General features: G+C 67.2%; 22 protein-coding genes and 1 tRNA gene. 11 read left to right on the forward strand and 12 right to left on the reverse strand.

What is annotated here, in order from left to right:
* Positions 1 to 12 precede the first annotated feature (12 nt).
* The gene (locus ACE3TQ_RS03300; protein WP_374580509.1) at positions 13 to 2,988 is read left to right on the forward strand and encodes a two-component regulator propeller domain-containing protein; all 2,976 of its coding nucleotides are present in this window, start codon (positions 13 to 15) and stop codon (positions 2,986 to 2,988) included.
* A 16-nt stretch (positions 2,989 to 3,004) separates the two neighbouring features.
* Here ACE3TQ_RS03300 and ACE3TQ_RS03305 read toward each other — a convergent pair whose 3' ends face one another.
* Positions 3,005 to 3,538, reverse strand: a complete 534-nt coding sequence (locus ACE3TQ_RS03305) for a pyridoxamine 5'-phosphate oxidase family protein (RefSeq protein WP_374580511.1) — start codon at positions 3,536 to 3,538, stop codon at positions 3,005 to 3,007.
* Positions 3,539 to 3,625: 87 nt separating this feature from the next.
* A complete protein-coding gene (rnk, locus tag ACE3TQ_RS03310) occupies positions 3,626 to 4,030 on the reverse strand; it encodes a nucleoside diphosphate kinase regulator (protein ID WP_374580512.1) in 405 nt (134 codons plus the stop codon).
* A 363-nt stretch (positions 4,031 to 4,393) separates the two neighbouring features.
* On the opposite strand from rnk, the gene ACE3TQ_RS03315 reads away from it, so the two are divergent.
* Positions 4,394 to 6,250, forward strand: coding sequence for an LTA synthase family protein (locus tag ACE3TQ_RS03315; protein WP_374580513.1), 1,857 nt, complete (start codon positions 4,394 to 4,396; stop codon positions 6,248 to 6,250).
* 67 nt (positions 6,251 to 6,317) lie between these two features.
* Positions 6,318 to 6,695, forward strand: coding sequence for a nuclear transport factor 2 family protein (locus ACE3TQ_RS03320; RefSeq protein WP_374580514.1), 378 nt, complete (start codon positions 6,318 to 6,320; stop codon positions 6,693 to 6,695).
* A 27-nt stretch (positions 6,696 to 6,722) separates the two neighbouring features.
* Here ACE3TQ_RS03320 and ACE3TQ_RS03325 read toward each other — a convergent pair whose 3' ends face one another.
* The 4 genes from ACE3TQ_RS03325 to ACE3TQ_RS03340 form a co-directional block, all read right to left on the reverse strand.
* Positions 6,723 to 7,319: an outer membrane beta-barrel protein gene (locus ACE3TQ_RS03325; RefSeq protein WP_374580515.1), complete on the reverse strand. Its 597-nt coding sequence runs from the start codon at positions 7,317 to 7,319 to the stop codon at positions 6,723 to 6,725.
* A 72-nt stretch (positions 7,320 to 7,391) separates the two neighbouring features.
* Positions 7,392 to 7,467, reverse strand: a tRNA-Phe gene (locus tag ACE3TQ_RS03330).
* An 11-nt stretch (positions 7,468 to 7,478) separates the two neighbouring features.
* Complete coding sequence (locus ACE3TQ_RS03335; protein WP_374580516.1) at positions 7,479 to 8,375, reverse strand: DUF726 domain-containing protein; 897 nt, start codon at positions 8,373 to 8,375, stop codon at positions 7,479 to 7,481.
* Complete coding sequence (locus tag ACE3TQ_RS03340; RefSeq protein ID WP_374580518.1) at positions 8,359 to 9,111, reverse strand: hypothetical protein; 753 nt, start codon at positions 9,109 to 9,111, stop codon at positions 8,359 to 8,361. The genes ACE3TQ_RS03335 and ACE3TQ_RS03340 overlap by 17 nt, the downstream gene beginning before the upstream one ends.
* A 66-nt stretch (positions 9,112 to 9,177) precedes the next feature.
* Between ACE3TQ_RS03340 and ACE3TQ_RS03345 the strand changes: the two genes are divergently transcribed.
* On the forward strand, positions 9,178 to 9,666 hold the full coding sequence (locus ACE3TQ_RS03345) for a hypothetical protein (protein ID WP_374580519.1): 489 nt from the start codon (positions 9,178 to 9,180) through the stop codon (positions 9,664 to 9,666).
* A complete protein-coding gene (locus ACE3TQ_RS03350) occupies positions 9,663 to 10,997 on the forward strand; it encodes a GAF domain-containing protein (protein ID WP_374580520.1) in 1,335 nt (444 codons plus the stop codon). The genes ACE3TQ_RS03345 and ACE3TQ_RS03350 overlap by 4 nt, the downstream gene beginning before the upstream one ends.
* Here ACE3TQ_RS03350 and ACE3TQ_RS03355 read toward each other — a convergent pair whose 3' ends face one another.
* Positions 10,998 to 11,684 carry a hypothetical protein gene (locus ACE3TQ_RS03355; protein WP_374580521.1) on the reverse strand — a complete coding sequence of 229 codons (687 nt, stop codon included), beginning with the start codon at positions 11,682 to 11,684 and terminating at the stop codon, positions 10,998 to 11,000. It abuts the gene before it with no gap.
* Positions 11,685 to 11,882: 198 nt separating this feature from the next.
* On the opposite strand from ACE3TQ_RS03355, the gene ACE3TQ_RS03360 reads away from it, so the two are divergent.
* The 3 genes from ACE3TQ_RS03360 to ACE3TQ_RS03370 are packed head-to-tail and all read left to right on the forward strand — an operon-like array spanning position 11,883 to position 17,017.
* Positions 11,883 to 13,223, forward strand: a complete 1,341-nt coding sequence (locus ACE3TQ_RS03360) for an aryl-sulfate sulfotransferase (protein WP_374580522.1) — start codon at positions 11,883 to 11,885, stop codon at positions 13,221 to 13,223.
* Positions 13,224 to 13,232: 9 nt separating this feature from the next.
* Positions 13,233 to 15,569: a TonB-dependent receptor gene (locus ACE3TQ_RS03365; RefSeq protein ID WP_374580523.1), complete on the forward strand. Its 2,337-nt coding sequence runs from the start codon at positions 13,233 to 13,235 to the stop codon at positions 15,567 to 15,569.
* 11 nt (positions 15,570 to 15,580) lie between these two features.
* Positions 15,581 to 17,017 carry a sulfatase gene (locus ACE3TQ_RS03370; protein ID WP_374580525.1) on the forward strand — a complete coding sequence of 479 codons (1,437 nt, stop codon included), beginning with the start codon at positions 15,581 to 15,583 and terminating at the stop codon, positions 17,015 to 17,017.
* Here ACE3TQ_RS03370 and ACE3TQ_RS03375 read toward each other — a convergent pair.
* The gene (locus tag ACE3TQ_RS03375) at positions 17,014 to 17,988 is read right to left on the reverse strand and encodes a hypothetical protein (RefSeq protein WP_374580526.1); all 975 of its coding nucleotides are present in this window, start codon (positions 17,986 to 17,988) and stop codon (positions 17,014 to 17,016) included. The genes ACE3TQ_RS03370 and ACE3TQ_RS03375 overlap by 4 nt on opposite strands.
* Positions 17,989 to 18,057: 69 nt before the next feature.
* Here ACE3TQ_RS03375 and ACE3TQ_RS03380 point away from each other — a divergent pair, with 69 nt between their 5' ends.
* Positions 18,058 to 19,962 carry a PAS domain S-box protein gene (locus ACE3TQ_RS03380; protein ID WP_374580527.1) on the forward strand — a complete coding sequence of 635 codons (1,905 nt, stop codon included), beginning with the start codon at positions 18,058 to 18,060 and terminating at the stop codon, positions 19,960 to 19,962.
* A gap of 57 nt (positions 19,963 to 20,019) precedes the next feature.
* Here ACE3TQ_RS03380 and ACE3TQ_RS03385 read toward each other — a convergent pair whose 3' ends face one another.
* Positions 20,020 to 21,066, reverse strand: a complete 1,047-nt coding sequence (locus ACE3TQ_RS03385) for an RNA-guided endonuclease InsQ/TnpB family protein (protein WP_374580529.1) — start codon at positions 21,064 to 21,066, stop codon at positions 20,020 to 20,022.
* Between the two features lie 104 nt (positions 21,067 to 21,170).
* On the opposite strand from ACE3TQ_RS03385, the gene ACE3TQ_RS03390 reads away from it, so the two are divergent.
* Positions 21,171 to 22,454, forward strand: a complete 1,284-nt coding sequence (locus ACE3TQ_RS03390; RefSeq protein WP_374580530.1) for a hypothetical protein — start codon at positions 21,171 to 21,173, stop codon at positions 22,452 to 22,454.
* A 24-nt stretch (positions 22,455 to 22,478) separates the two neighbouring features.
* On the opposite strand, the gene ACE3TQ_RS03395 is transcribed toward ACE3TQ_RS03390, so the two are convergent.
* A complete protein-coding gene (locus ACE3TQ_RS03395; RefSeq protein ID WP_374580531.1) occupies positions 22,479 to 22,775 on the reverse strand; it encodes a PsiF family protein in 297 nt (98 codons plus the stop codon).
* A 126-nt stretch (positions 22,776 to 22,901) separates the two neighbouring features.
* Here ACE3TQ_RS03395 and ACE3TQ_RS03400 point away from each other — a divergent pair, with 126 nt between their 5' ends.
* Positions 22,902 to 23,762, forward strand: coding sequence for a CsgG/HfaB family protein (locus tag ACE3TQ_RS03400; RefSeq protein WP_374580532.1), 861 nt, complete (start codon positions 22,902 to 22,904; stop codon positions 23,760 to 23,762).
* Between the two features lie 59 nt (positions 23,763 to 23,821).
* Here ACE3TQ_RS03400 and ACE3TQ_RS03405 read toward each other — a convergent pair whose 3' ends face one another.
* Positions 23,822 to 24,484, reverse strand: a complete 663-nt coding sequence (locus tag ACE3TQ_RS03405) for a PEP-CTERM sorting domain-containing protein (protein ID WP_374580533.1) — start codon at positions 24,482 to 24,484, stop codon at positions 23,822 to 23,824.
* Between the two features lie 107 nt (positions 24,485 to 24,591).
* Positions 24,592 to 25,911, reverse strand: a complete 1,320-nt coding sequence (locus ACE3TQ_RS03410; protein ID WP_374580534.1) for a sodium/glutamate symporter — start codon at positions 25,909 to 25,911, stop codon at positions 24,592 to 24,594.
* Positions 25,912 to 25,922 lie beyond the last annotated feature (11 nt).

Here is a 25,922-nt window from a genome sequence, read left to right on the forward strand (position 1 = left end):
GTGGGTATCCTGTTGGCACATGCACGCCGCCTGCTGTGCGCGGCCCTCGCATGGGGCGCCATGGCGGCCGCCGCGCAGGCCGGCGCGCCCGCCGCCGTCCCACTGTTGAGCAGCGCGCCCGAGCGCGCCCTGAGCCAGTACCGGCTGGAGGGCTGGCAGGTCGAGCAGGGCTTGCCGCAGAACGCCGTCTCGGCCCTGGTGCATGCCAGCGATGGTTCGCTGTGGGTCGGCACCCTGGCCGGCCTGGTGCGCTTTGACGGCCAGCGCTTCACCACCTTCGACGCGGCCGGCGCGGCCGACATCGCCTCGCAGCCGGTGGTGGGCCTGATGCAGGATGCCCAGCACAACCTGTGGATCGGCCATAACAAGGGCGCCGCCGTCTACCGCGACGGCAAGTTCCGCCAGATGTTCTCGGCCGGCCCGCTGGGCGACCAGCGCGTCTGGTCCTTCGCCCAGGCGCCGGACGGCGCGATCTGGGCCGCCACGAGCGACGGCCTGGTGCGCTGGCAGCAGGGCAAGGCGCGCTACTTCCGCCAGGCCGACGGCCTGCCCACCGACCGCCTGCGCGCGCTCGCGTTCGACCGCGACGGCGTGCTGTGGATCGCCAGCTCGGGCGGCGGCCTGGTGGCGTATGCGGGCGGCCGCTTCCGCACCTACCACCCCGGCAACGGCTTCCCGCATCTGCAGGTGCGCTCGGTGCTGGCCGACCCGGCCGGCGGCGTGTGGGCCGCCACCGCAGGCGGCGGCCTGGTGCGCGTGCAGGGCGAACGCATCAAGGTGTACACGGTGGCCGACGGCCTGCCGACCGACCAGCTGACGGCGCTGGCGCGCGATGCCAGCGGCGCGCTGTGGATCGGCACCTGGGGCAGCGGCGTGGTGCGCATGGAGGGCGAACGCTTCAGCAGCATCGCCAGCAGCGGCGGGCTGGCCGGCGACCATATCTGGTCGCTGCTGGCCGACCGCGAAGGCAGCGTCTGGGTCGGCACCTGGGTCAGCGGCCTGGCGCGCCTGCGCAGCCGCCCGTTCGCCGTGCTCGGCGTGCCGGAAGGCCTGTCGCACGACAATGTGCGTTCGGTGCTGCCGGGCCGCCAGGGCGTGACCTGGATCGCCACCGCCGGCGGCGGCCTGAACCGCATCGATGCCGACGGCATCCGCGTGCTGGGCAAACAGGCCGGCCTGCCCAGCGAAGAGATTTCCAGCCTGCTCGAGGAGCGCGACGGCACGCTGTGGATCGGCACCTATACCGGCGGCGTGGCGCGCCTGCGCGACGGCAAGGTCACCGTGTTCGATACGGCGCACGGCCTGCCCAGCTCCGATGTGCGCGTGCTGTACCAGGACCGCCAGGGCGTGCTGTGGGCCGGCACCCAGTCCGGCCTGGCGCGCCTGGGCGGCCAGGGCTTCGAGGCGGTGCGCACGCCCGGCGCGCCGAGCGGCGGCGTGAGCGCCATCCTGCAGGACCGCGCCGGCACGCTGTGGATCGGCACCACCGGCGACGGCCTGGTGCGCTACCGCGGCGGCGCCTTCAAGACCCTGACCGCGGCCGACGGCCTGCTGTCGAACTGGATCATGGCGCTGTACGAAGACGGCGACGGCAGCCTGTGGATCGGCACCAATGGCGACGGCCTGAACCGCATGCGCCAGGACCGCCTGGCCAGCATCCGCCCGGCCGACGGCCTGTGGGACGGCACCTGCCTCAGCATCCTGGAAGACCGCGACGGCTACCTGTGGCTGACCGGCAACCGCGGCTTTTACCGCGTGGCGCGGCGCGCGCTGGACGCCTTCGCCGAGGGCAAGCTGGCGCGCGTGCAGTCGGACGGCTTCGGCCCGGCCGACGTGATGCGCAGCACCACCTTCGCCGGCGGCCTGCAGCCCACCAGCGCCATCGACAGCGCCGGCAACCTGCTGCTGCCGTCGGCGCGCGGGGTGGTGACGGTCGACCCGCGCAAGCTGCCCGATTCGGCGCGCCCGCCGGCGGTGGAACTGCAGCGGGTGACGGTCAACGGCGCCAGCCAGCCGTTGGCGCCCGAGCTGCTGCTGCCGCCCGGGCCGCTCACCCTGTCCATCCAGTACCATGCCAAGACCCTGGTGCATGCCGAGCGCGTGCGCTTCCGCTACCGGATGGAAGGCTTGTCCGGCGACTGGATCGACGTCGGCCCGAGCCGCGCCGTGACCTTCCCGGCCCTGGCGCACGGCAATTACCGCTTCCGCGTGGCGGCCAGCATCGACGGCCAGCGCTGGGCCGAAGCCGGCGACGGCCTGCAGCTGACGGTGCCGCCGTACTTCTACCAGACGCGCTGGTTTGCCGTCTTGCTGGCGCTGGCCACCATGGGCGCCTTCTACGGCCTGTACCGCCTGCGCGTGCGCCACCTGCGCCGGCGCCAGGCCGAGATGAAGCGCCTGGTGGCGGAAAAGACCGAGGCGCTGAAGCAGGCCAACGAACACTTGTCGCGCCTGTCCTTTGCCGACGCCCTGACCGGGCTGGCCAACCGGCGCCGCTTCGACCAGGCGCTGCACGACGAATGGCAGCGCGCGGCGCGCAACGGCGCCCCGCTGGCGCTGGTGCTGTGCGATATCGACTACTTCAAGGATTACAACGACGCGCTGGGCCACCAGGAGGGCGACCGCTGCCTGGCGGCGGTGGCGGGCGTGCTGCAGCAGCATGTGCGGCGCGCCGGCGACCTGGCGGCGCGCTACGGCGGCGAGGAGTTCGTTTTCCTGTGCGCCAATACCGGGCTGGAAGGCGCGCTGGCCATCGCCGAAGAATTGCGCGCTGCCTGCGCCGCGCTGGCCATCCCGCACCCGGCGTCCGCCGTGGCGCCGGTGATCACCCTCAGCCTGGGCGTGGCCGTGTGCCATCCGGTGCAGGGCGCGGCGGTCGAGCAGCTGGTGCAGCAGGCCGACGCGGCCCTGTATTGCGCCAAGCGCGAGGGGCGCAACCGCGTGTGTGGTCCGGCCGGCGCGGCGGCGCCGCAGTTGAGCGAGGCCTAGCGCCGGCTGCTGCGCGTCAGGGGCGCAGCTTGCCTTCGATCGAATCGTCCAGCGTTTCCCCCAGCACCGCCCCGATCAGTATCTTGACCCCGGCCACGGCGCTGCCGTGCTTGTTGTCCCAGTAATAGCCTTGCGTCGGCGCGACCTGCAGCACGGTGATGCGCGGGTCGTCCTGGCCGCCGGTGAACCAGGTTTTGTGCGGGAAGCGCCACAGCTGTTCGATGCGGGCGCGGTCGCGCGAAATGCTGGCCCGGCCTTGCAGCACCATGAACGGCCCGTGCTGGGCCGCCTGGAAGAACAGCTTGACCTGGGGATTGGCGGCGATTTCCTGGTTTTGCTGGCTGTCGCTGGCGCTCAGGAACCAGAGGTTGCCCTGGGCGTCGACATCGAGCACGGTCATCGGCCGCTCACCGCCGTCCGGCCCGAGCGGCGCGGTGCAGAAGAAGCAGGTGTGCGCGTCGCGCGCCAGGGCCGCCAGTTTGTCGATGGCGGCCTGGCCCGCCAGATGGCTGACATTGTGCTCGGCTTGTTGCTGGTTGATCGAGCTCATGCATCCTCCCTGTAGGTGGTGTTGTCCAGGGCAATTCTAGGGGCGCACGCCTGGCGTGTTTGTACGTCAGGCCACGCAAGGGCCGCGTTAGCGGAAGAACTCGCCAGCCCGCTCGGGCTGGTACAGCACGTCCAGCAGGCGCACCTGCGCCAGCTGGCCATCCGGGCGCGGCCAGCTGATGCGGTCGCCCACCGCCAGGCCGAGCAGGGCGGTGCCGACCGGGGTCAGGATGGAAATGCCATCTTTCACCTGGGCCATGTCTTTCGGATAGGCCAGCGTCAGGCAGCACTCGTCCGCCGCGCCTTCAATGGCGAAGCGTACCGTCGAGTTCATGGTGACCACATTGGGCGGCATGTCCTGCGGGGCGCGCACGTCGGCGCGCGCCAGTTCGGCCAGCAGGGCGGTGCCGGCGCTGTGGCCGGGCGGCAGGGCGTCGACCAGGGCTTCCAGCCGTTCAAGGTCGAGCGAAGAAATGGTGATCTGGGGTTGCATGGCAATCTCCTGGTGTCGTTTCAGCGTGGGGAAGGTCGGGCTGGAGCGGCTCGGGAGGCGAAGCAGGCCGGGGAATACCCGGGCTGGCCCACCGAGCCTCAGGAAAGCCAGGTGATGACGGGCGTGCGGGCAGCGCTCCCCGGCAGGGAGGCGGCGTAGCGAGCAGCAGGGGCGGCCATGGTCGTCATGGGCGCGAGTATAGCGCTTTATCGGCTGGCTGGTGTGTTTTGCATAAATGCCAATATTGATATCTAATAAGCAATAAATTTTCACCAGAAGTAACTTATGTAGGTATAATCCTACATCCCGCCTCCGTTCCCCCTGTTCGTCATGTTTTCTTATCTTCGTCGCTCATCGCGCTCGATGGGCCTGTATGTTTTCGTCATTGCGCTGCTGCTGACCCTGACCGACCTGCTCCTGCTGGAAAAAAAGTACAACCTCTTCAGCGGCGGCTTCCTGCAGGACGCCCATTTGTCCGGCGCGGGCGAACGGCTGCATTTCCTCGGCATGCTGCTGGGCGCCGAGCTGCTGCTGGCCGGCTTTTTCAGCCAGCTGGTGCTGCTGCTGGGCAGCTGGCGGCGCCTGCCGCTGCAGATGGTGAATTACCTGTTTGTAGTGCTGTACGGCGGCGTCAGCCTGCTGCTGGTCGTGCTGCGCTACCAGATCCTCAGCTATTTTGGCGACTTCATGAGCATGGCCGTGGTGCGCAACCTGGGCGGCGGCAGCCTGGCCGGCGCGCTGCTGTACGCCATCAACGAAGCCTTCATCGTCGCCCTCGGCCTGCTGCTGGCGGTGCTGGGCGCCGTGCTGGCGTGGAAGGTGCTGGGCAAACGCTGGGGCCGCAAGGCGTTGCCGACCGACCGCCATTTCCGCCTGCGCAGCGGACGCCGCGCGCTGTGGTGCCTGGCCGGCCTGCTGGCGATTGTGCCGGCCGCGCAATCGATGCCGGCGGCCAAGAAGAACCTGCCCCGCGTCACCGCCTATGCCATCGCCAATGGCCTGCTGGAGATGGTTGCGCCGAGTGAGGCGCCGGGCCTGGTGCAATTCATGCAGCAACACTATCGCGCTGCCGCTGCGGCGGGGCCGCAGGAACCGGCCGCCGTCAGCTTCGGCGCGCGCAAAGACAACCTGCTGCTGGTGGTGGCGGAAAGCACGCGCGCCGACGTGATCGATGCCAGCGCCGGCGGGCAGGCGGTGACGCCCCACTGGCGCGCCCTGGGCGCCGAAGGCGTGGTCGGACGCCAGTACTTCAGCCATACCGGCTTCACCACCAGCTCGCTGAAAGCGATTTTCCGCGGCAGCCTGGGCCAGCAACTGCCCTTGGGCGACACCCTGTTCGGCGTGCTCAAAGCGCAGGGCTACCAGATCGTCGTGCTGTCCGGCCAGGATGAATCGTTCGGCGAGATCGACAAGTACAGCCGCTCGCGCGAGCTGGCCGACATCTTCTTCGATGCGCGTTCGGCGGTGGATGAGCGCGTCTTCGTCTCCGCCTCGCCCGGCAGCGCCGCGCTGTCCAACGAACGCCTGCTGGCCGAGTTCGACCGCATTGCCGAGCGCATCGACTGGAAGCGGCCCGTCTTCCTGTACGTGAACCTGCAGGCGGCGCACTTCCCGTACTACCACAAGGCCATGCCGAAAACGCTGGTGCAGCAGCCGCTGGCGCGCCACGAAATCGCCAGCGACAAGCGCGGGCAGCTGCAGCAGACATACCTGAATGCGGTGGCTTATTCGGACTGGGCGACCGGCGAGCTGGTCAAGCGCCTGCGCCAGCGCGAGGTCTACCAGCGCACGCTGGTGGTGGCTGCCGGCGACCATGGCGAATCGCTGTTCGACGACGGCGTGCTCGGGCACGGCATGCAGGTCAGCGACACCCAGATGCATGCCATGCTGGTGGCCAACCGCCCGCTGCCGGAGTTTGCCCGTCTGCTGGGGCAAACGGAGCTGGCGGCAGCCATGCTGCGCAATATTGGCGCGCGCATCCAGCCGCCCGCTGCGGCGGCCGGGCAGGGCGATGGCGTGCTGCAGGTGGTGGGCGTGATGTCCGCCCCGCAATTCCTCGGTTATCGCTACAGCGACGACACGCGCCTGACCGTCAACCAGGGCAGTAACGAAGTGTCGGCCCCCTGGCTGGCGCAGCCCCTGCCGCTGAACCAGGTCCGGCCCGGTACGCGCGAGTACAGCGAGCTGCTGCGGCTGATTGGAGACTGGCAGCGCCAGTAAGCGCGCCGGCCTTGCCGGATGCCCGGCCTGGCGCTACATTGCGCTATTTCTCATTGGGGGGACGGGTATGCGCGAGCGCGAGATCATCGCGGAATTCTGGCGCCGTATGGCGGCTAACGACTTTGCCGCAGCCGGCGCGCTGCTCGGCCCGGACTTTGTGCTCGAATGGCCGCAATCGCGCGAACGCATCCGTGGCGCGGCGCGCTTCATCCAGATGAATGCCGAGTATCCGGCGCACGGTCCGTGGCAGTTCACGGTGCAGCGCATTGTTGGTGGTAACGGAGAGGGCGTGTCGGATGTGGAAGTCACCGACGGCGTGCAAAAGGCACGCGCCATTTCCTTCTTCACCCTCAGCGAGGGAAAAATCACCCGCCTGGTCGAGTATTGGCCGGAACCGTACGACCCGCCCGCGAACCGCGCCCATCTGGTTGAGCCGATCAGCTGAGCGGGCCAGGCCCGGCCTGCGTCGTCCTTAGAAATAGAAGTTGCCGGAAATGCCGACGTGGTTGGCCTTCACCTCGGCGCCGCGGCCGTTCTTCACTTCGAACTTCTCGTTCACGTAACGCATTTTCACGCTCAGTTGCGGCGAGAACAGGTATTCCGCCTCCACCACATTGCTCAGGGTGTTGTCGAACTTGACATCGTTGATATCGGCCGCGCCGCTGCCGCTCAGCTTGGCACCCGTCACATAGCGCAGGCCGGTGCCGATTTTCCAGTTCTGGTCGATGTGGTAGAAGGCCAGGGCTTCGATCGGGAAGCGCTGGAACTTCAGGCTGCCGTTCGACGCAGTCTGGTCGTCGACGTGGAAGTTGACGCTGGTTTGCGCCGAGAACTGCTCGTTGATGCGGAAATCGACGCCGCCGGTGAAGTAGACGCCGCCGCCCGATTTGATGTTGGCGCTGCGGCCGTCGGTGTAGTCGGCGGTGGCGAGTTTCTTGCCGCCGCCGGTGATGCCGAGGCCGACAAAGCCGTGCACGGATTTGGCCGGCGCTGCAGCGACCGGGGCGACTTGGGCGTGGGCGGAGGAGGCGGCGGCCAGGATGGCCAGGGCGAGCAGGGATTTCTTCATTTCAATATTATTTATTTGCTAACTACAGGGGCAACAAAAAAGCCAACCGTGAGGTTGGCTTTTCCAGAATCTTGGTGGCCCGGGGCGGAATCGAACCACCGACACAAGGATTTTCAGTCCTCTGCTCTACCAACTGAGCTACCAGGCCAAGGCGCGCAATTATAGCAGAGGGTTTTTCTGTTTGCCAAGGCTTGTGTCGATGCGCCGCAGGATTTCCTGGAACTGGCCTTTCCATGCCATATGGCCGGAAACCAGCCCGGTGCAATCGATATCGACGATGCGCACATGCTTGAGGTTGATGCCGGATAAGCCCACCGGTTCGCTGAAGCGCGCATTGGCCCCCCGGTACGCCCATTCCAGGACCGCGTCGCGCCTGGAGTAGCAGTTGAAAATATGCCCTTTGACGGGCGCCGTGGCCAGCCGCCAGCAGTGGTCATCCTTCACCCCGCCGTCCACCGCACCGCCAAGCAGGTAGGCATTCTCGACGCATTGCCGGCGCTGCCGGGACAACTCGCGCAAAGCGAAGTGGATCACGCGGGCGCCAAGCGAATGACCGGCCAGTGTGAAGCGCCAGCCCGGCGTGGAAACGATGGCCTTGGCCAGCAGCTTGCCGGCCGCCTCCGCATTGGACATTGAGCGGTACCAGGAGACGAGAGGCTGCAAAACGATGCCGGCGTTGGGCTGGAGGAACGATTCGGCGGGGAGAATGTCGGCAGGGCTGCAGGCACTCCAGTCGAGGTGGTACCAGGAGGCGTGCCCGAACTGGCCCTGGGCAGTCTGCTCCCAGTCGCTGGTATCCAGTTTGCCGCTGGATAGGAAACCGTTGACGAAGATAAGCGCGTGCCTGTCGCCACCCTGGATCTTGCGTAGCGCAAAGTGCGGTGGCGCCACGAAGCGCGCGCGCAAGGCTTTACCCAGCAGCTGGCCAACACTCCCCGCGTGGTCGGCCAGGTGGCTGAGCGGGAACAGCCCGATATCGTCCAGCGCGAGCCCCGGCTGGCTGGGTGCGTCGCCGTTGTACGGGAAATAGTCCGCTTCGCTAAACCTCAGTTTCAATTGTGCTTCCCGCCTGTCGGATGGTCTCGATGATCGTTTGGTAGTACTGGTGAACTTCGCGGCCTTTACCGAAGCGCGCCACCGCCGGGTGGACGGTGCGGAAGCAGTGCATGCCGTCGTAGGTGAAATGCCAGAGCTTGCGCGGCTCGTAGACGCGCACCTGCTGGCGCAGCGGGGCCTCGAACAGCGCTTTCACGATCGGGTCGTGGGTGGCGCTGCAGCCGAGGATGATGACCCGGGGCCGCAGCTGCGCAAGTTCATGGCGGAACAGGCGCGCCGAAAACTGCGTCAGCACGTCCGAGTAGTTGCGCGCATTGCGCGACCGGCCGGGGCCGCGGTAGACGTCCATCCTGAACAGGTTGGTCCAGAGCACGGCGCCGCGCGCGCGATTGCACAGCTCATTTTCGAGGTGGCGCTTCATGCGCAGGAAGTGCGAACGGCCGGGGGCGGCGTGCAGGGCCGTGGCATAGCGTTCGCGCAGGGCCGGCAGGCGGTAGTCCGGGGCGCTGAGCACCTGCGGCAGGCGGCACAGCCAGCCCTTGGTTTCCTGGCCGACGAACATGACGCGGCGCGGTGCCGCGAAGTAGGGCCGGGCCGCTTCCACGTTCAGCAGGAAGGGGGCGGAAAGCGCCGCCATGTCGGCCGCCGCCAGCGCGCCGCAGCGTTGCAGGGATGCCAGTTCGGCGCGGTAGAAATCGTTCAGGTTCTCCTGGATGGCGGCGATGTGGTCCTGCATGTCCCTGGCCTGGCATGGTTGGCTGCCCGCTCGGGCGAGGCGGCAATAATACGATAGAATCGAGCGATGAGTGCACCCAACCTCGATGCCGGACAGCTCGCCTTCATGCGCGGCGGCGTGTCGATCAGTGTGGCCAGTTGCGGCAGCGATGGTCTGCCGCAGCTGGTGCGCGCCATCGGCTGCCGGGTCAGCGATGACGGCCGCCACGTCACGGTCTTTGTGCCGGAGGCGAAATCGCAGGCGGTGCAGCGCGATATCTTTGGCAACGGCGCCATTGCCGTCGCCTTCACCCAGCCTTCCACCCACCGCACCATGCAGCTGAAGAGCCGCGCCGCGCGCGTGGTGGCGCTGGCGCCGGGCGACGCACAGCTGGTGGAAGCCTACCGCGATGCTTTCGTGGCGGAAGTGGGCGCGATGGGCTTCCAGGAACTGATGGTGCGCACGCTGCTGTCTTGTCCGCCGCACGAACTGGTGGCGCTGACCTTCTGCCCGAGCGAGGCGTATTGCCAGACGCCCGGCCCGCAAGCGGGCAAGAAGCTGGAGGCGGGCGAATGAGCGCCGTCACGCTGGACACCATCCGCGAGTGCTTCGAGGGCGTCATCCCGGCCGTGCTGGGCACCGCCGACCTGGAGGGCATGCCGAATGCCTCCTACCTGTCGCAGGTGCAGTACATGGACCGCGAGCATGTGGCGCTGTCCTACCAGTTCTTCAACAAGACGCGCGCCAACATCCTGGCCAATCCGCACGCGCGGCTGACGGTGGTGAACCCCTATACCGGCGCGCAGTACTCGCTGGCGCTGCGATACCTGCGCACGGAAACCTCCGGCAAGCTGTTCGAGAGCATGAAGGCCAAGCTGGCCGGCCTGGCCTCGCACACCGGCATGAGCGGGGTCTTCAGGCTGCTCGGTTCGGACGTGTTCCGCGTCACGGACATCGTCTGCGTCGACCGCGATATCACGCCGGCCGCGCCACCGCCGCGCAACATGCTGGCGGCGCTGCGCCTGTGCAGCGAGCGCCTGCTGGCCTGCCGCGACCTGGCGCAGCTGTTCGACGAGACCATGGCCTGCCTGGACGGCACGCTGGGCATCAGCCATGCCATGCTGCTGCTGCACGATCCGGCGGCGGCTTGCCTGTACACGGTGGCTAGCCACGGTTATGCGCAATCGGGCGTCGGCTCGGAGATCGCGCTGGGGCAGGGCGTGATCGGGGTGGCGGCGCGCGAGGGCACGCCGATCCGCATCAGCCACATGACGGCGGAGTACAGCTACAGCCGCGCCATCCGCCAGCAGACCGAGGGCAGCGCGCTGGCGCCGGCGCTGCAGACTGAGATTCCGTATCCGGGCCTGGCCGAGTCGCGCAGCCAGCTGGCGGTGCCGATCCAGGGCTGCGAACGCCTGCTCGGCGTGCTGTATGTGGAGAGTCCGCAGGACCTGCGGTTTACCTACGACGACGAGGATGCGCTGGTCACGCTGTGCGGCCAGCTGGCGATGGTGATGCACATCCTGCAGAACGTGCCGGTGCCGGAAGCGGAGCCGGAGCAGCAGGCCGCGCCCACCGTGCAGGGGGCGCCGCTGCTGGTGCGCCATTTCGCCGACAACGACTGCGTTTTCTTCGGCAACGACTACCTGATCAAGGGCGTGGCGGGCGCGGTGCTGTGGGCGCTGCTGCAGGATTTTGTCGCGCATGGCAAAACGGCCTTCAGCAACCGTGAATTGCGGCTGGACCAGCGCGTGCGCCTGCCCGACGTCAGCGACAACCTGGAGGCGCGCCTGGTGCTGCTGGCGCGCCGCCTGTGCGAGCGCGCCGCGCCGGTGCGCATCGAAAAAACGGGGCGCGGCCATTTCCGCCTGTGCGTCGAGCGCCCCTTGCAGCTGGCCGAAGGCTGATCACGCGGCCAGCGGCTGCGGCGCGGCCAGGGCCGCCTCCAGTTTCTGCATATCGCGCACGCTGAGCAGGCTGCGCGCCATCTCCAGCACACCGGCGAAGGCCGGCGGCGGCATGCCGGCGCGCATCCCCAGCAGCATGCCGGCGCGTTCGGCCGGGTTCAGGGCCGGGAGCATCCAGCGCAGGGTAGCCTGCATTTCTTCGGGCGGGATGGCGGCCACGATGCGCTCGTGGATGGCATGCAGCTCCTCATCGCTATAACAGGCCCACAGCACGGCGTTGTTCTCGGTCTCCTCCAGGTTCATGTGCACCAGGTTCTCGCCGATGAAGACCGACAGCTGCAGGTGCAAATGCTCCAGGTGCTGGAAGCGCGCAGCGCCGGCGGCGCTGGCGCAGTGCTCGCACAGGGCCAGCAGCTTGTCGATGGCCCACTCATGGTGGTCGTGGTCGCCTTCCGTCACCTGGGCCGAGCCGGGGCGGCGCGCGTTCAGCGCGGGATGCACAAAATTGCGCTCATGCTCGACATGCCTGCGCATCGCGCCCAGCAGTTCGCGCACCTGCGCCAGGGCGCCGTGCAGGTCTTCATGATCGGCGGCATCGGTGCGCGCCAGGCGGCTCTGGGTATCGCTCATGTAGAGGCGCAGCGCCTTGTGGATGCCGGAGTACATATTGATTCGTGGCTGGTTCATTTCTCTCACCTTCGGGTTGGTACGAAGGGCATGGTAGTCACTCCGGCCCCGGCGCGTTCTTAAAAACTCCCTCAGCAAACCTTAAAAACTTCTTAAGTTATGCGGGCGCCCCGCATAACGGTATGAGAAACGCTTAGTTCCTTCGCGCAGGGGTTGCTGCATATGATGCAAGTTCCCCCCACAGCCAAGGAGAGCGACATGAAGGCCAGAGCGAGCACCATCTATGCAACGTTGATGGCGCAGATGTGCTGCTGTGTCGCCCTGGCGGCGCCCAGTGTTTTCCCGACCGGCGTCACGCTGCACGACCGCGCGCGCGCTTACCAGGGCTATGTGCTGTTTACGGGGCAGGACAAGAAAACCCATTTGATCGATACCGACGGCAAGGTGGTGCACCAGTGGCCATACGAGGGTTTCCCGCCCTTGCTGCTGGACCCGGCCCTGGCGGGCGGCAAGCGCGGCAACATCCTGCTGCAGCTGTCGAACACGCCGGGCGCACAGGCCGGCAACGGCCTTGGCAACAACGCCATCGGCGAACTCGATTGGAACGGCAAGGTGCTGTGGCAATGGGGCGCGGGCGCGCAGGCGGCCTACGCCAGCGACGGCGTCGCGGGCCACGGCGCGCCCGGCGGCGCGGCGCGCCAGCACCATGACTGGCGGCGCCTGGCCAATGGCAACACGCTGGTGCTGGCCAACCGCGTGCACCAGGTGGCGGGCTTTGCGTCGCCCGTGCTGGACGATGTGGTGTACGAGGTGACGCCGTCCGGCGCGCTTGCCTGGCAGTGGACCGCGTCCGAGCATATCGAGGAATTCGGTTTCTCGCCCGAAGCGCTGAAGCTGGTGCGCGCGGCCCAGCCGCGCCATGGCGCGCAGGCGGCCGACATCCTGCACCTGAATACGATGGCGGTGGTGGGGCCGAACAAATGGTTCGACCAGGGCGACCAGCGCTTCCACCCGGACAATGTGCTGGTGGGCTCGCGCGAGGCCAACTTCATCGCCATCGTCGACAAGAAAAGCGGCAAGGTGGTGTGGACGCTGGGACCGGATTATCCGGCCATCGCCGGCAGCCACGTGCCGCGCCCGGTGGACCAGATCGTCGGGCCGCACGACGCGCACATCATCGCGCCCGGCCTGCCAGGCGCCGGCAACCTGCTCGTGTTCGACAACCAGGGCGAGGCGGGCTATCCGCGCGTCAGCCCGGGCATCTTCCCGCATTCGCGCGTACTCGAAATCGATCCGGTTTCGAAGCAGGTGGTGTGGCAGTACACGGCAGCCAACTCCGGGCAGACGCAATGGAGCTTCTACAGCGCCTTTATCAGCAGCGCGCGCCGGCTCCCGAATGGCAACACGCTGGTCGATGAAGGGATGAACGGCCGCTTCTTCCAGGTGACGCCAAAGGGCGACATCGTGTGGGAGTACATCAGCCCCTTCTTCGGCGAATCGCCGGTTGGCGGTGGCGGGCAGAAAGTCCGCACCAACTGGGTCTATCGCGCCACGCCCGTGCCGTACGACTGGGTGCCGGCCGCATCAAACAAACAATAAGGGGTTACCGTGTCTCACAGGAATAAAGTGCTGCGCCCGCAGCTGGGCGTGATCGCGCTCGCCGTTTTAACACTGGCCGCACAGGCGGCGCCCGCCGACCTGCCGCCCGCCGCGCCGTCGGCTGCGGAGGGGGCCGCCGCCGACGGCGCCGCTGCGGCCGACGGCGCCATCGTCGGCGCCGTGCAAACCGTGTATGTCACCACGCGCCGCCGCGTCGAGAGTTCGCAGAACGTGCCGACCCCGATGACGGTGCTGGGCGACGACGTGCTCGATGGCAGCCGCACCTACCGCGTGCAGGACCTGCAGCAGCTGCTGCCGAGCACCACCATCAACTATGTGCATGCGCGGCAGATGAGCTTCGCCGTGCGCGGCCTGGGCAACAACCCGGCCAGCGACGGGCTGGAAGGCAGCGTCGGCATCTATCTCGATAACGTCTACCTGGCGCGTCCCGGCATGGCCGCCTTCGATGCGCTCGACATCCAGCAGCTGGAACTGCTGCGCGGCCCGCAAGGCACGCTGTTCGGCAAGAACACCACGGCCGGCGTGCTGAATATCGCCACCCGCAAGCCGACCCTGGCGACGGAGCGCAGCATCGAGCTGTCCGCCGGCCAGTACGGCTATGTGCAGGGCAAGGCCATCCTGAACGGCGCGCTGGCGGACAGCGTGGCGGGCCGGCTGTCGGTCTACAAGACGCATGACGACGGCTATATCACCAACCGCTACACCGGCAAGCCGGTGCAGGGCGGCACCCGGCAGGGCGTGCGGGCCCAGGCCCTGTTCGAGCCGGGCCGCGCTTTCAGCCTGCGCCTGGTGGCCGACTACAACGGCGAGGAGTCCGACAACGGCACCCTGGTCTTCTACAACGCCGGCCCGAGCGGCAAGGCGCTGGCGCAGGCGAAACTGGTGGGCGCGACGCCGGTGCTCGACCCGCGCGAGCGCGCGGTCAACCTGGACTCGGGCTCGCACGTCAGCGTGCACCAGGGCGGCGTGTCGGCCGAGGCCAACTGGACCTTCGCCGACGATGCGCGCCTGACGTCGATCACCGCCTGGCGGCGCTGGAACTTCGTCCCGAACAATGACGACGGCCTGGACGTGCCGATCAACCTGAACGTGGGCGCCTCCGCCAACCACCGCCAGTTCTCGCAGGAGCTGCGCTGGGCCACGCCGTCCGGGCGCGCGCTGGAGTCGGTGTTCGGCGCGTATTACTACTACCAGGAGCTGTCCAACAACTCGTTCACCGTCAACGGCGCGCTGGTCGACCTGTATAACGGCACGCCGGCCGGCGCCTGGTCCAACGTGAGGAGCTACGCCCCCTCCAGCCTGCGCGTCAACAGCTATGCCTTGTTTGCGCAATCGACCTGGCACGCCGGCGAGCGCTGGGACCTGAGCGCAGGGCTGCGCGCCAGCTACGAGGACAAATGGGCGCGCGTGACGCGCGATGCGCCGCTCGGCGGCGCGCCCGTCACCGGCGCCGCGCTGGCCTCGCGCAACGGCCGCTACGGCGCCTACGATTCCGGCCCGCTCGGCCTGGACCAGTTCAGCCCCACGGCCCTGCTCAGTGCGGGCTACAAGCTGGCGCCGGAGGTGCTGCTGTACAGCAGCCTGTCGCATGGCGAGAAGTCGGGTGGCATCAACCTGTCGGTGCCGGGCGCCGGCGGCGCCGCCTCGCTGCTGGTGGGCAGCGAGCGTTCGAATGCGTGGGAGCTGGGCTTCAAGTCCACGCTGCTGGACAACAAGCTGCAGTTCAACGGCAACCTGTTCGCCACCGTGGTGCACGGCTACCAGAGCAATGCCTACGACCCGGTCAGCCGCACCTCCTACCTGACCAATGCCGGCAATGTGCGCACGCGCGGCCTGGAGCTGGAGGGGATCGCCACGCCGCTGAAGGGACTGACGCTGCGCGCGAACGGCTCCTTCAACGACGCCAGCTACCTGAAATACACCAACGCGCCGTGCGCGCCGGAACGCAGCGGCACCTTCTGCGACCTGAGCGGCCGCAATGCCCTGGTCAATGCGCCGCGCTGGATCGGCAACCTGGGCGTGCAGTATGCGCACGCACTGGCGCCGGGCTGGCAGGCCTACTACAACGCCAACTACGCCTATCGCGGCAGCACCTACGGCACGCTGGACGCGTCGGAATACTCGAAGATCCCGGCCTACAGCGTCAGCAACCTGTCGCTCGGCCTGCGCAGCACCAACGGCGTGGCGTGGGACGTGTCGCTGTGGCTGAAGAATGCCTTCGACCGCCACTACTACACCAGCATGTGGAACAGCGGCTTCGGCTCGTACAACGCCGTCATCGGCACCCCGCGCACGGCCGGCATCACCGCGCGCCACGAATTCTAAGGAGAACCCGCATGAGCACCATCAACCGCAAACGCCGCGCCGTGGTCGGCGGCCTGTCCACCCTGGCGCTGGCGCCATCGGCCGCGCTGGCCGCCGCCAAAGGCGCGGGCAAGGGCGCCGCGCGCGGCACGGCCCAGCCCAACATCCTGTTCATCCTGGCCGACGACCTGGGCTGGGGCGACCTGGGCGTGTACGGCCAGACCGAATTCCGCACGCCGCACCTGGACAAGCTGGCCCGGCAGGGCCTGCGCCTGACCCAGGCCTACTCCAATTCCGCCGTCTGCTCGGCCACGCGTTTCGGCCTGATCACGGGGCGCTACCAGTACCGCCTGCGCGGCGGGCTGGAAGAGCCGATCGCCGGCACCGCCGGCAACCACGGCCTGCCGCTCGAGCATCCGACCCTGCCGTCGCTGCTGAAGAAGGCCGGCTACAACACCGCGCTGGTCGGCAAATGGCACCTCGGCTACCTGCCCACCTTCGGCCCGCTGAAAAGCGGCTACGACAGCTTCTTCGGCAACTACGGCGGCGCCATCGACTACTTCACGCACAAGCCGGGCGTCGGCCCGGATGTGAAGGAAGACCTGTTCGAGGGCGAGGTGCCGGTAAGCCAGGTCGGCTACTACACCGACCTGCTGGGGGAACGCGCCGCCCACTACATCGGCAAGCAGGAGCCGGGCAAACCGTTCTTCCTGTCGCTGCACTACACGGCGCCGCACTGGCCATGGGAAGGGCCGAAGGACGAGGAGGTGGCGCGCCAGGTCGGCAACATCTTCCACTACGACGGCGGCAACCTGGAAACCTACGGCCGCATGGTGGAGGCGCTGGACGCCTCGATCGGGCGCGTGCTGGAGGCGCTGGAGCGGCGCGGCCTGGCCGAGAACACCATCGTCATCTTCACCAGCGATAACGGCGGCGAACGCTTCTCGCGCACCTGGCCCTTCACCGGCCAGAAGACCGAATTGCTGGAAGGCGGCATCCGCGTGCCGGGCCTGGTGCGCTGGCCGGCGCGCATCAAGCCGGGCCAGGTCAGCCCGCAGGTGGCCATCAGCATGGACTGGCTGCCCACCCTGCTGGCCGCCGCCGGCAGCGCGCCCGACCCGGCCTATCCGCCGGACGGCGCCAACCTGCTGCCGGTGCTGCTGGGCGAGCAGGGCGTGCAGCCGCGCACCCTGTACTGGCGCTACAAGGCCAATGCGCAGCGCGCCTTGCGCGACGGCGACTGGAAGTACCTGAAGATCCGCAGCCAGGAATTCCTGTTCAACCTGGCCGGCGACCAGCGCGAACGCGCCAACCTGGCGCAGCGCGAGCCGGCGCGCCTGGCGGCGCTGCGCGCGCAGTGGGAGCAGTGGGATGCCGGCATGCTGCCGATCAGCGCCGATGTGCGCACGCACGGCGTCGGCGGCCGGGTGCAGGCCGACAAGTACAGCCCGGAATCGAACGACGGCTAAGGCGCGCGCTGGCGCGCCTTGAGCGTGGCGCCATCGGGGCCGAACAGCAGCACGTGCTCGCCCCGCCGCGGCTGGCCGTCGGGCCCGGGCGCCAGGCCGGCGGCGGGTGCCGAATGGTAGAGCCACACTTCGCGCCCGCTGTCGAAGCGCAGGCTGGCGTGCGGCGGCCCGAACGCGGCGCGCGCGGCGGCGCGGTCGGGCGGGGCGGCGCCGCTGGCCGGCGGCGGCTGGTCCATATATTCAAAGCTGAGCAGCGTGTCGTCCGGCCAGCTGCGGTCCCACAGCGGCGCGTAATAGCTTTGCTCCAGCAGCACCTGGCAGTCGCAGTACGGTAGTTCGGCAGCGGGCGGATTGCCGGCGTACAGGGCGCGGAAGGGCAGGCTGGCGCGGCGCACGCCGTGCTGCAGGGTGATGGAGAAGATGGGCCGATCGGCGAAAAACAGGTAATTGCCCTCGGGGTCGGCGCACACCCGCTGCGGGCTGCGCAGCGCCTCATCCAGCCAGGCGAACAGGTGGGCATTGTTGGAGACCAGCCCGGCCTCCATGCCGACCAGGCATTCGAGCCGCAAGTCGCCCAGGCGGCGCATGCCGGGCGGGACGCCCGGGCTGCGCACCTCGGCGCGCCATGTCATGGACAAAGTCCTGCGGTTGGCCAGCACGGCGGCATCTTCGCGCCACAGGCCCTCGTCGCGCGGCAGGGTGAAGCTGTGGTCGGGCGCCAGCGGCAGCGCCATGCTGCGCGTGTCGCCGGCTACGCGCAGCCGCACCCCATCCAGCGCCATGCCCGGCTCGCGTGGCAGCAGGCGAAAGCGCAGCGTGGCCTGCGGCGCCAGGGCCGCCTGCTCGCGCGCAAAGCGCTCCATGCCCTGCAGCATGCGGCGGTAGGACTTGTCCACCGGCGACCGGGTGCTGGGCACCTCCACTTGCGGCACGGCTTGCGCCGCCGCCAACAGGAACAGCAATTTCCACATAATTGCAGATTGTGGCATCCTGCTGGAATCCCTGCTCAATGAACACGCCAGTTGTGCGCACCGCTACCGATGATCAACGACCCGCCAGCGCTGGAACGCCTGTCAAGCCGCTATGAACTGCTGGTGGCCAGCATCAGCGATTACGCCATCTGCATGCTCGACCCGCAAGGCCGCATCACGAGCTGGAACGTCGGCGCGCAGCGCAGCAACGGCTATAGCGAGGGCGAGGCGCTCGGCATGCACTTTTCGCGCCTGTACCCGCCCGACGAACGCCAGGCCGGCGCACCGGAACAGGCCCTGGCCACGGCCCGGCGCGAAGGACGCTATGAATGCGAAGGCTGGCGCCTGCGCAATGATGGCTCGCGCTTCTGGGCCAGCGTGGTGATTGACCCGGTCCACACGCCGGACGGCGAGCATATCGGCTTTGGCATGGTGGCGCGCGATATCAGCGAAGGCCGCAAGGTGATGGAGGCGCTGCGCGAAAGCGAGCAGCGCTTCCGCCTGCTGGTGCAGGGCGTGATCGATTATGCGATCTACATGCTGTCGCCGGAGGGCTTGATCACCAACTGGAACCTGGGCGCGGAGCGCATCAAGGGCTTTGTGCGGGACGAGGTGATCGGCAGCCATTACCGGCGCTTCTTCACCGACGAGGACCGCGGCGAGGGCGCGCCGGAGCGCGCGCTGGCCATTGCCGCGCACGACGGGCGCTACGAATCGGAGGGCTGGCGCGTGCGCAAGGATGGCACGCGCTTCTGGGCCCATGCCGTGATCGACGCCCTGTACGACGAGAGCGGCCGCCTGATCGGCTTTGCCAAGGTCACGCGCGACAACACCGAGAAGCGCCTGGCGGCCGAATCGCTGGAGCAGGCGCGCGCGGCGCTGTTCCAGGCGCAGAAGATGGAGTCGATCGGCCAGCTGACCGGCGGCGTGGCGCACGACTTCAACAACCTGCTGGCGGTGGTGTCGAGCGGGGTCGATATCCTGCGCACCGGGCCGGCGCCGGAAGCGCGCGCGCGCGTGCTGGACAGCATGCGGCGCGCGGTCGACCGCGGCGCCGCGCTGACGCAGCAGTTGCTGTCCTTTGCGCGCCAGCAGCCGCTGGCGCCCACCGTGCAGCAGCTGAACCAGCTGGTGGCTGGTTTCGAAGGCGTGCTGCGGCGCGCGGCCGGGCCGCTGGTGCAGCTGGAACTGGACCTGGAGCCGAAGTTGCGCCCGGCCTCGATCGATGAGGCGCGCTTCGAGGCCGCCCTGCTGAACCTGGTGGTCAATGCGCGCGATGCCATGCCCGATGGCGGCAGCATCGCCGTCGCCACCCGCAACGCCAGCCTGGCGGCCAACCAGGCCGCCACCCTGCCGGCCGGCGAGTATGTGCAGGTCAGCGTCATGGACACCGGCAGCGGCATGAGCGAGGCCGTGCGCGAGCGCGCCTTCGAGCCCTTCTTCACCACCAAGGAAACCGGCAAGGGCACCGGCCTGGGCCTGAGCCAGGTGTACGGCTTCATCGTGCAGTCGGGCGGCGGCGTGACCATCGACACCGCACCGGGGCGCGGCACCAGCATCCACCTCTACCTGCCGGCGCTGGGCGCCGCCATGCCGGAGCAGCCGGCGCCGCGCCCGCCGCGCGAGGAGCGCGTGCTGATCGTGGAGGACGATCCACTGGTGATGGAGTCGGCGCGCGAGCTGTTCCAGGCCATGGGCTATGCCATCCTGCAGGCCAGCGACGGCGCCTCCGCCCTGCGCGCCTTGCAGCGCGACGGCGAAGTCGATGTGCTGTTCAGCGATGTGATGATGCCGAACGGGATGACGGGCCTGGACCTGGCGCGCGAAGTGCGCCAGCGCTACCCGGCCATCAAGATCATCCTGTCCTCCGGCTTCCCGCAGCCGGGCATGCAGGACGAAGGCTTGAACGAGTTTGCCTTCGTCGGCAAACCGTACCGCCTGGCCGACCTGGCACGCCAGCTGCGCACCGGCTGAGGTACACTTGTCGCCTTTGACAAGAAGCTCAGAGGGAGACATTGACGTCCCCCCGCCCTAAAGGACGGGGATTCCTGCTTCCAGCGTCGCACGTCCGCGACGGAGAATGTTTATCGCAGCATTGAGATCACGATCATGTACAACACCGCAATCGCTGCAAGTCCATTCTCTTATTCCAAGGCCTGCGATACCTCTCGGCCGCGAATCGGGCAATGCGCCACAGTTCGAGCAGGTCTGGGTGGTAAATCGTTCGTCGACTTCCACATACCGTGCGCCATGCCTAATGGCCTTGTACGCCAGCATTCTCCGAAAGGACGACCAGCCTGCATCATGCACGGACTTCGCCAGGCTGGTTTGGGCGAGTCCGGCGGCGTTGACGTTGCCGACGGCGATATGGTCAAAAGCGCGTGCAATATTCAGCGATGCCTTGTGCAAGTAGTCCCGGCGGCAGGACGCTGTGTAGGCATGGATGGCCTTCACCCTGCGTCGCTTATGAGCGCGTTGCGCCACCGCCAGCGCCGCTTCGGCCCTACGGTAGAAGCCGGGGGCTTCAATCCTGGTGGCATCAGACAGCACAGCAAGCTCTTTCAATCCAAGGTCGATACCAACACCATGTTCAAGCGGGCGCACAGGAGGCTCCGCCACCTCGATCACGATGTTGAGAAACCAATTACCCCTGCTGTCCTGCGAAAAGCATGTCCCATCTTTGATCTTGCCTTCCGGCAGAGGGCGCGAGTAAAACACGCGGAAGGTATGGCCCGCAAAGCGGAACGCATCGCCTTCGCGGTGCAGGTCGCGTCCTTTGAGTGGCACCCAACCCAGCGTTTTTCCGCCGCGATAGCGCAGGAAAGGCCGACGATGTTGACTGCGCGATTTGGCAAACTGCTCGCATACCGCGTTGATGGTGCCGGAGTGCAGTCCAAGTTCTTTGCTGCTGCCCGTGGTCAACACATTCAAGTCAAAGCCGGTCAACCATGGGCGGTCAAACCGCAAGGCATCTTTCTGCCGATCGTTGCAATAGTTCCAGACGAAATTTACCTTGCGGGCCAACTGATTAAGCAGCCCGTTCAACGACTTAACACGGTAGCGGTAAACGATCACCATGCTGTAATTTTATACAGTATTTATAACCTGGAGCGCACGACTGCTTCGCAGTCGGCTCCTTTCCTCCCCGTCGTAAACGAAGGGGTTTCACGGAGCAAAAACTGATGAAAAAACTGGTACTTGGAGGACTGGCCATGCTGGTGGCAGGCAGCGCCATGGCGGCGTCGGTGCAGGACGTGGCGGAGCGTTACCGCAAGCTGGCGCTGGCCATCGGCCAGCATGACAGCAGCTATGTCGACGCCTATTACGGCCCGCCGGAGCTGGAGCAGCAGGCCGCAAAGAACAAGCAGAGCCTGGCCGCCATCCGCGCCGACGTGCAGGCCGCGCAGCGCGATATCGCGCAGCACAAGGCCGGCAATGCCGACGAGGCGCTGCGCATCGAGTTCCTGTCCAAGCAGCTGAAAGCGATGCACGCCCGCGTCGAAATGATGGAGGGCCGCAAGTTCAGCTTCGACGAGGAGACCGCGCTGCTGTACGACGCCGTCAGCCCGCACCATGACCGTGCCTACTACATGGCGCTGGTGGAGAAGGTGGACAAGCTGCTGCCGGGCGAAGGTACGCTGCCGGAGCGCCTGAAGGCCTTCCGCGCCCAGTTCGTGATCCCGAAGGACAAGCTGAAGCAGGTGTTCGACGCCTCGATTGCCGCCTGCCGCGAGCGCACGGCGGCTTTCATGGCGCTGCCGCAGAAGGAAAGCTTCGTACTGGAATTCGTCAGCAACAAACCCTGGTCCGGCTACAACTGGTACAAGGGCAACGCGCACAGCCTGATCCAGATCAACACCGAATTCCCGATCTATATCGACCGCGCGCTGGACCTGGGCTGCCATGAGGGGTATCCGGGCCACCACGTGTACAACGCCATGCTGGAGCAGGCCCTGGTCAAGCAGCGCAACTGGGTCGAGTTCAGCGTCTATCCGCTGTATTCGCCGATGTCGCTGATCGCCGAAGGCAGCGCCAACTACGGCATCGAAATGGCCTTCACCGATGCCGAGCGCCTGGCGTTCGAGCAGAAGGTGCTGTACCCGATGGCGGGCCTGGACCCGGCGCTGGCGCCGAAGTATATGGAGCTGATCAAGCTGCTCGGTAAGCTGAGCTATGCCGACAACGATGCGGCGCAAGCCTACCTGGAAGGGAAGTGGACGCGCGAGCAGACTATCGAGTGGCTGGTGAATGTGGCCCTGTCGCCGCCGGAGAAATCGGCGCAGCGCCTGTCTTTCTACGACGCCAACCGCGGCTACGTCATCAACTACAACCTGGGCAAGGATATGGTCAAGGCCTGGGTCGAGAAGCAGGTGACGGCCACCGATCCGGTGGCCGCCCGCAAGCAGCGCTGGGAGGCGTTCAAGGCGCTGCTGTCGTCGCCGCGCCTGGCCAGCGGGCTGCGTTAAGTAGCCTGCGTTAAGCGGCTTGCTTTAAGCCGCTTTCTTCGAGCTCAGGCATTCTTTCATGAATGCCTTGCGCTCGTCACCCTTCTTGCCTGCGGCGTCCGCATTGCAGGTCTTCATCTTGTCCTGCTGCGTCGCTGGCGCGGCAGGCTTGTTGCTCAGGCATTCCTTCATGAACGCCTTGCGTTCATCGCCTTTTTTGCCCTCGGCTTCCTTGTTGCAGGTCGTCATTTTCGATTGCTGTGCGTTCTTCGCTGGCGCCGGGTCCGCGGCAAAAGCAGCCGAACAAGACAGGGCCAGCGCAGCAATGATCAGTTTTTTCATGAGGGTTCCTTCTAACAGTTGAGTTGGTCTTGCGTCAGTAACTATACATAGATTTTTTGTCGATGTGACCTATTCTCTAAAGATGCCGTTGGGTTTAACCAGTGGTATTTGCGCGGGGGAGTGAACATGGACAACAAGAAGTTCTTTCAGTCAGGGATGATCCTGCTGGCGCTGACGGCCTGCGCCGGCACCGATCCGAAACTGGGCGGGGCACCGACGGTGGCCACCGGCGCGGCCGGAGGCGCGACCGCCTCGAATGCCAGCTCGCAGCTGGAAAAATGCGAGAAGCCACTCGGCACCCTCGGCGTGGTGGAGGATACGGCGGCGCCCTGGTATCACCACCTGTCGCAATACAAGCTCGGTTCGACCGTGCCGGTGCTGCGCATGATGATCCAGCAGTCGAATTGCTTTGTCGTGGTCGAGCGCGGCGCGGCCATGGGCAAGCTGATGCAGGAGCGTTCGCTGGCGGCGTCGGGCGAAATGCGGGCCGGCAGCAATTACGGCAAAGGCCAGATGGTGGCGGCCGACTACACCATGAGCCCGAGCATTACCTTCAGCCAGAAAGGCACGCAAGGCATGGGCGGTGCGCTCGGCGGGCTGGGCCTGCTGGGCAGCGTGGCCGGCGTGGTGGCGGGCGGGCTGAAAGCCAATGAAGCGTCGACCACCTTGCTGATGGTGGACAACCGGTCCGGCATCCAGCTGGCGGCGGCCGAAGGCAGCGCCAAGAACTTTGACTTCAACCTTGGCGGCGCGCTGTTCGGCGGCGGCGGTTTCGGTGCTGCGGGCGGCTATTCGAATACGCCGGAGGGCAAGATCCTGATTGCCTCCTTCATGGATTCGTACAACCAGCTGGTGAAGGCTGTGCGTAATTACAAGGCGCAGGAAGTTGCCGGCGGCATGGGCACGGGCGGCGCGCTCGGGGTGCAGGGCGGCTCGACGCCGGCATCCAAAGAGCTGGAGAAAAAACCGTCGAAGAAGAAAAACTGAGAGTGTGAGGGAAAGGAAAACGCCGGCAGCCGCCGGCGTTTTCTTCAGGTGCTGCCTGCTTAAGCGTGTTTGCGGCGCAGGCGGGCCAGGCCGGCCAGGCCGAGGCCGAACATGGCCAGGGTGCCGGGTTCCGGCACGTCCTGGGTTGGGTTGCTGGTACCGAGCGTCACGTTGTCGAAGGCGATGAAGTCGGCGGCACCGCCGAAGTCGACCGAACGGGCAATGCCGGCGAACGCCACGCCGACCGGGTCGAACTGGCAGAAGCTGCCGTTCGGGTCGCCGGCGCAATTGCCGGTGTTGGCGGCCAGCGACAGGCTGGCCAGCAGGTTGCCGGTGCCATCGAGGCCGTCGTACACGTTGACGAAGCCGGCGCGGGACGAGGTGTAATAGAACGAGAAGCCGGTGCTGAAACCGGCGGCCACATTCATGGTGGCAGCGTTGCCGGACAGGAAGAACAGGACGGTGCTGGGCGAGGGCTCATTGCCGATATTGCCGGTGCCGCCGGGTGCGTCCGCGTCGATGATGCCGAGGCTGGCGCGCGAGAAGCTGATGCCGTAGTTGGTGCCGCTATTGCCGACGCTGTCGGTGCCGCCGTTATAGAACTCCAGCACGTTGGCGGAATTGCCGACGCCCTCGAAGGTGAGGACGATAGGGGCGGCGCCAGCGGTGGCGCAAGCGCCGGCGGTGACGAGGGCTGCCAGCAGTTTGGTCAAGGTTTTCATGTTGTTTCCTCCCGTAATCTCAAATGCGACAACGAAGCAGGAACCGTGCCCGATGGGTAAGTACTTAAAGATTAGTAACTTAGTGCGCGGGGTGCGACTATCAATATCTAAGTTGTTAAGATTACCGACGACAGATACAGGTAAAAGCCGAGCACGGGGGCATTGCCCAGGTCTATCAGGAAACCGCCGCAGGGCGGCACGATGGTGGCGGCGCGCGGCGCCGGGCCATATTGCCGGGTGATGGCGTCCATCGCCGCGACCGCCGTGGCGGTGGAGCCGATGCCAAAGCCGGCCAGCCCGGCTGCCGCGACGGCGGCCTCGCGGTCCCTGCCCAGCAGGGGGAAGACGATGCAGGCGGCGAATGCCAGGGTCAGCGCGATGTTCACGCCCAGGATCAGCAGCATGGGGCCGGCCACGCCGGCCAGTTCGCCCAGGTTGAGCGGGGCCAGGGTGACGACCAGGAACAGCGGCAGCAGCACGGCCGCGATGCGGTTGACGGTGTCGCCGCGCAGCCAGCCGGCGCCGGCGGCATCGTGGGCGGCGCGCACGGCAAAGCCCAGCAGCAGGGCGCCCATATACGCTGGCAGGGTAGCGCCCAGCTGGTCGAGGCCAAAGCTGATCCAGGCGCCGGCCTTGATGCAGGCCGCCACCAGCAGCAGATGCAGCAGCGCATTGCGTCCCATGCCCGCCAGCGCGCGTGCATCGGCCAGGAAGTCGGCCACCGGCGGCCGGGCCGGCACGCTGGCGGTGCCGCCGGCTGCTTCCGCCCCGGTCGCGCTGCCGTGGGCGCGCGCGGCCGGCGCCATGCGGCGGCGCAGCATCCAGGCGCCGAGCGGCCCGGCCAGCAAGGCGCCGGCCAGCAGTCCGACAGTGGCGGCGGAGGCGCCGATGGTGGCCGCGGCCGCCATGCCGGCCTGCTCGAAGCGCGGCGCAAAGCCAAGCGCCGTGCCGTGCCCGCCCACCAGGGTCAGGGAACCGCACAGCACGCCCAGCAGCGCCGGGGCGCCCAGTGCGCTGGCCAGCGCCATGCCCACGGTGTTTTGCAGTAGCGCCAGCAGCAGTGTGCCCAGCAGCAGGACCAGCAGCATGCGGCCGCCGCTGGCCAGCAAGCGCAGCGGCGCGGCCAGGCCGACGCAGGTGAAGAAGCCGACCAGCAAGGGCAGGTTCAGCGATTTGGCGGGCCGCGCCAGCCATTCGTGGTCGGGCGTGACCAGCCAGGTCCACCAGCCGGCGCTGACCTTAGTGGCAAAGCTGAATTCCAGTCCGGCGCTGCGCAGCAGCAGGCAGGCCAGTGCGAACAGCAGGCCGCCTGCAACGGGGACTGGAATGCTGCCGCGTGCCAGCAGCGGCACACGGCGCAGCAGGAGCTGGCCGAGCAGCAGCAGGGGCACGGCCAGCAGCAGCAGGCACCAGGGCGAGAGGGTCATCCGGCCATATT

It is taken from the genome of Pseudoduganella sp. (genome assembly GCF_041914865.1).
Lineage (GTDB): Bacteria > Pseudomonadota > Gammaproteobacteria > Burkholderiales > Burkholderiaceae_D > Rugamonas.

What these genes read in the sequence shown, in the direction of transcription:
- ACE3TQ_RS03315 (WP_374580513.1), top strand. Translation starts at nt 4,394, where the DNA reads ATGGGCCTGTATGTTTTCGTCATTGCGCTGCTGCTGACCCTGACCGAC.
- ACE3TQ_RS03360 (WP_374580522.1), top strand. Translation starts at nt 11,883, where the DNA reads ATGAAGGCCAGAGCGAGCACCATCTATGCAACGTTGATGGCGCAGATG.
- ACE3TQ_RS03410 (WP_374580534.1), bottom strand. Translation starts at nt 25,911, where the DNA reads ATGACCCTCTCGCCCTGGTGCCTGCTGCTGCTGGCCGTGCCCCTGCTG.
- ACE3TQ_RS03340 (WP_374580518.1), bottom strand. Translation starts at nt 9,111, where the DNA reads ATGCAGGACCACATCGCCGCCATCCAGGAGAACCTGAACGATTTCTAC.
- ACE3TQ_RS03320 (WP_374580514.1), top strand. Translation starts at nt 6,318, where the DNA reads ATGCGCGAGCGCGAGATCATCGCGGAATTCTGGCGCCGTATGGCGGCT.
- ACE3TQ_RS03395 (WP_374580531.1), bottom strand. Translation starts at nt 22,775, where the DNA reads ATGAAAAAACTGATCATTGCTGCGCTGGCCCTGTCTTGTTCGGCTGCT.
- ACE3TQ_RS03390 (WP_374580530.1), top strand. Translation starts at nt 21,171, where the DNA reads ATGAAAAAACTGGTACTTGGAGGACTGGCCATGCTGGTGGCAGGCAGC.
- ACE3TQ_RS03405 (WP_374580533.1), bottom strand. Translation starts at nt 24,484, where the DNA reads ATGAAAACCTTGACCAAACTGCTGGCAGCCCTCGTCACCGCCGGCGCT.
- ACE3TQ_RS03385 (WP_374580529.1), bottom strand. Translation starts at nt 21,066, where the DNA reads ATGGTGATCGTTTACCGCTACCGTGTTAAGTCGTTGAACGGGCTGCTT.
- ACE3TQ_RS03325 (WP_374580515.1), bottom strand. Translation starts at nt 7,319, where the DNA reads ATGAAGAAATCCCTGCTCGCCCTGGCCATCCTGGCCGCCGCCTCCTCC.
- ACE3TQ_RS03370 (WP_374580525.1), top strand. Translation starts at nt 15,581, where the DNA reads ATGAGCACCATCAACCGCAAACGCCGCGCCGTGGTCGGCGGCCTGTCC.
- ACE3TQ_RS03305 (WP_374580511.1), bottom strand. Translation starts at nt 3,538, where the DNA reads ATGAGCTCGATCAACCAGCAACAAGCCGAGCACAATGTCAGCCATCTG.
- ACE3TQ_RS03355 (WP_374580521.1), bottom strand. Translation starts at nt 11,684, where the DNA reads ATGAACCAGCCACGAATCAATATGTACTCCGGCATCCACAAGGCGCTG.
- ACE3TQ_RS03375 (WP_374580526.1), bottom strand. Translation starts at nt 17,988, where the DNA reads ATGTGGAAATTGCTGTTCCTGTTGGCGGCGGCGCAAGCCGTGCCGCAA.
- ACE3TQ_RS03400 (WP_374580532.1), top strand. Translation starts at nt 22,902, where the DNA reads ATGGACAACAAGAAGTTCTTTCAGTCAGGGATGATCCTGCTGGCGCTG.
- ACE3TQ_RS03345 (WP_374580519.1), top strand. Translation starts at nt 9,178, where the DNA reads ATGAGTGCACCCAACCTCGATGCCGGACAGCTCGCCTTCATGCGCGGC.
- ACE3TQ_RS03350 (WP_374580520.1), top strand. Translation starts at nt 9,663, where the DNA reads ATGAGCGCCGTCACGCTGGACACCATCCGCGAGTGCTTCGAGGGCGTC.
- rnk (WP_374580512.1), bottom strand. Translation starts at nt 4,030, where the DNA reads ATGCAACCCCAGATCACCATTTCTTCGCTCGACCTTGAACGGCTGGAA.
- ACE3TQ_RS03380 (WP_374580527.1), top strand. Translation starts at nt 18,058, where the DNA reads ATGATCAACGACCCGCCAGCGCTGGAACGCCTGTCAAGCCGCTATGAA.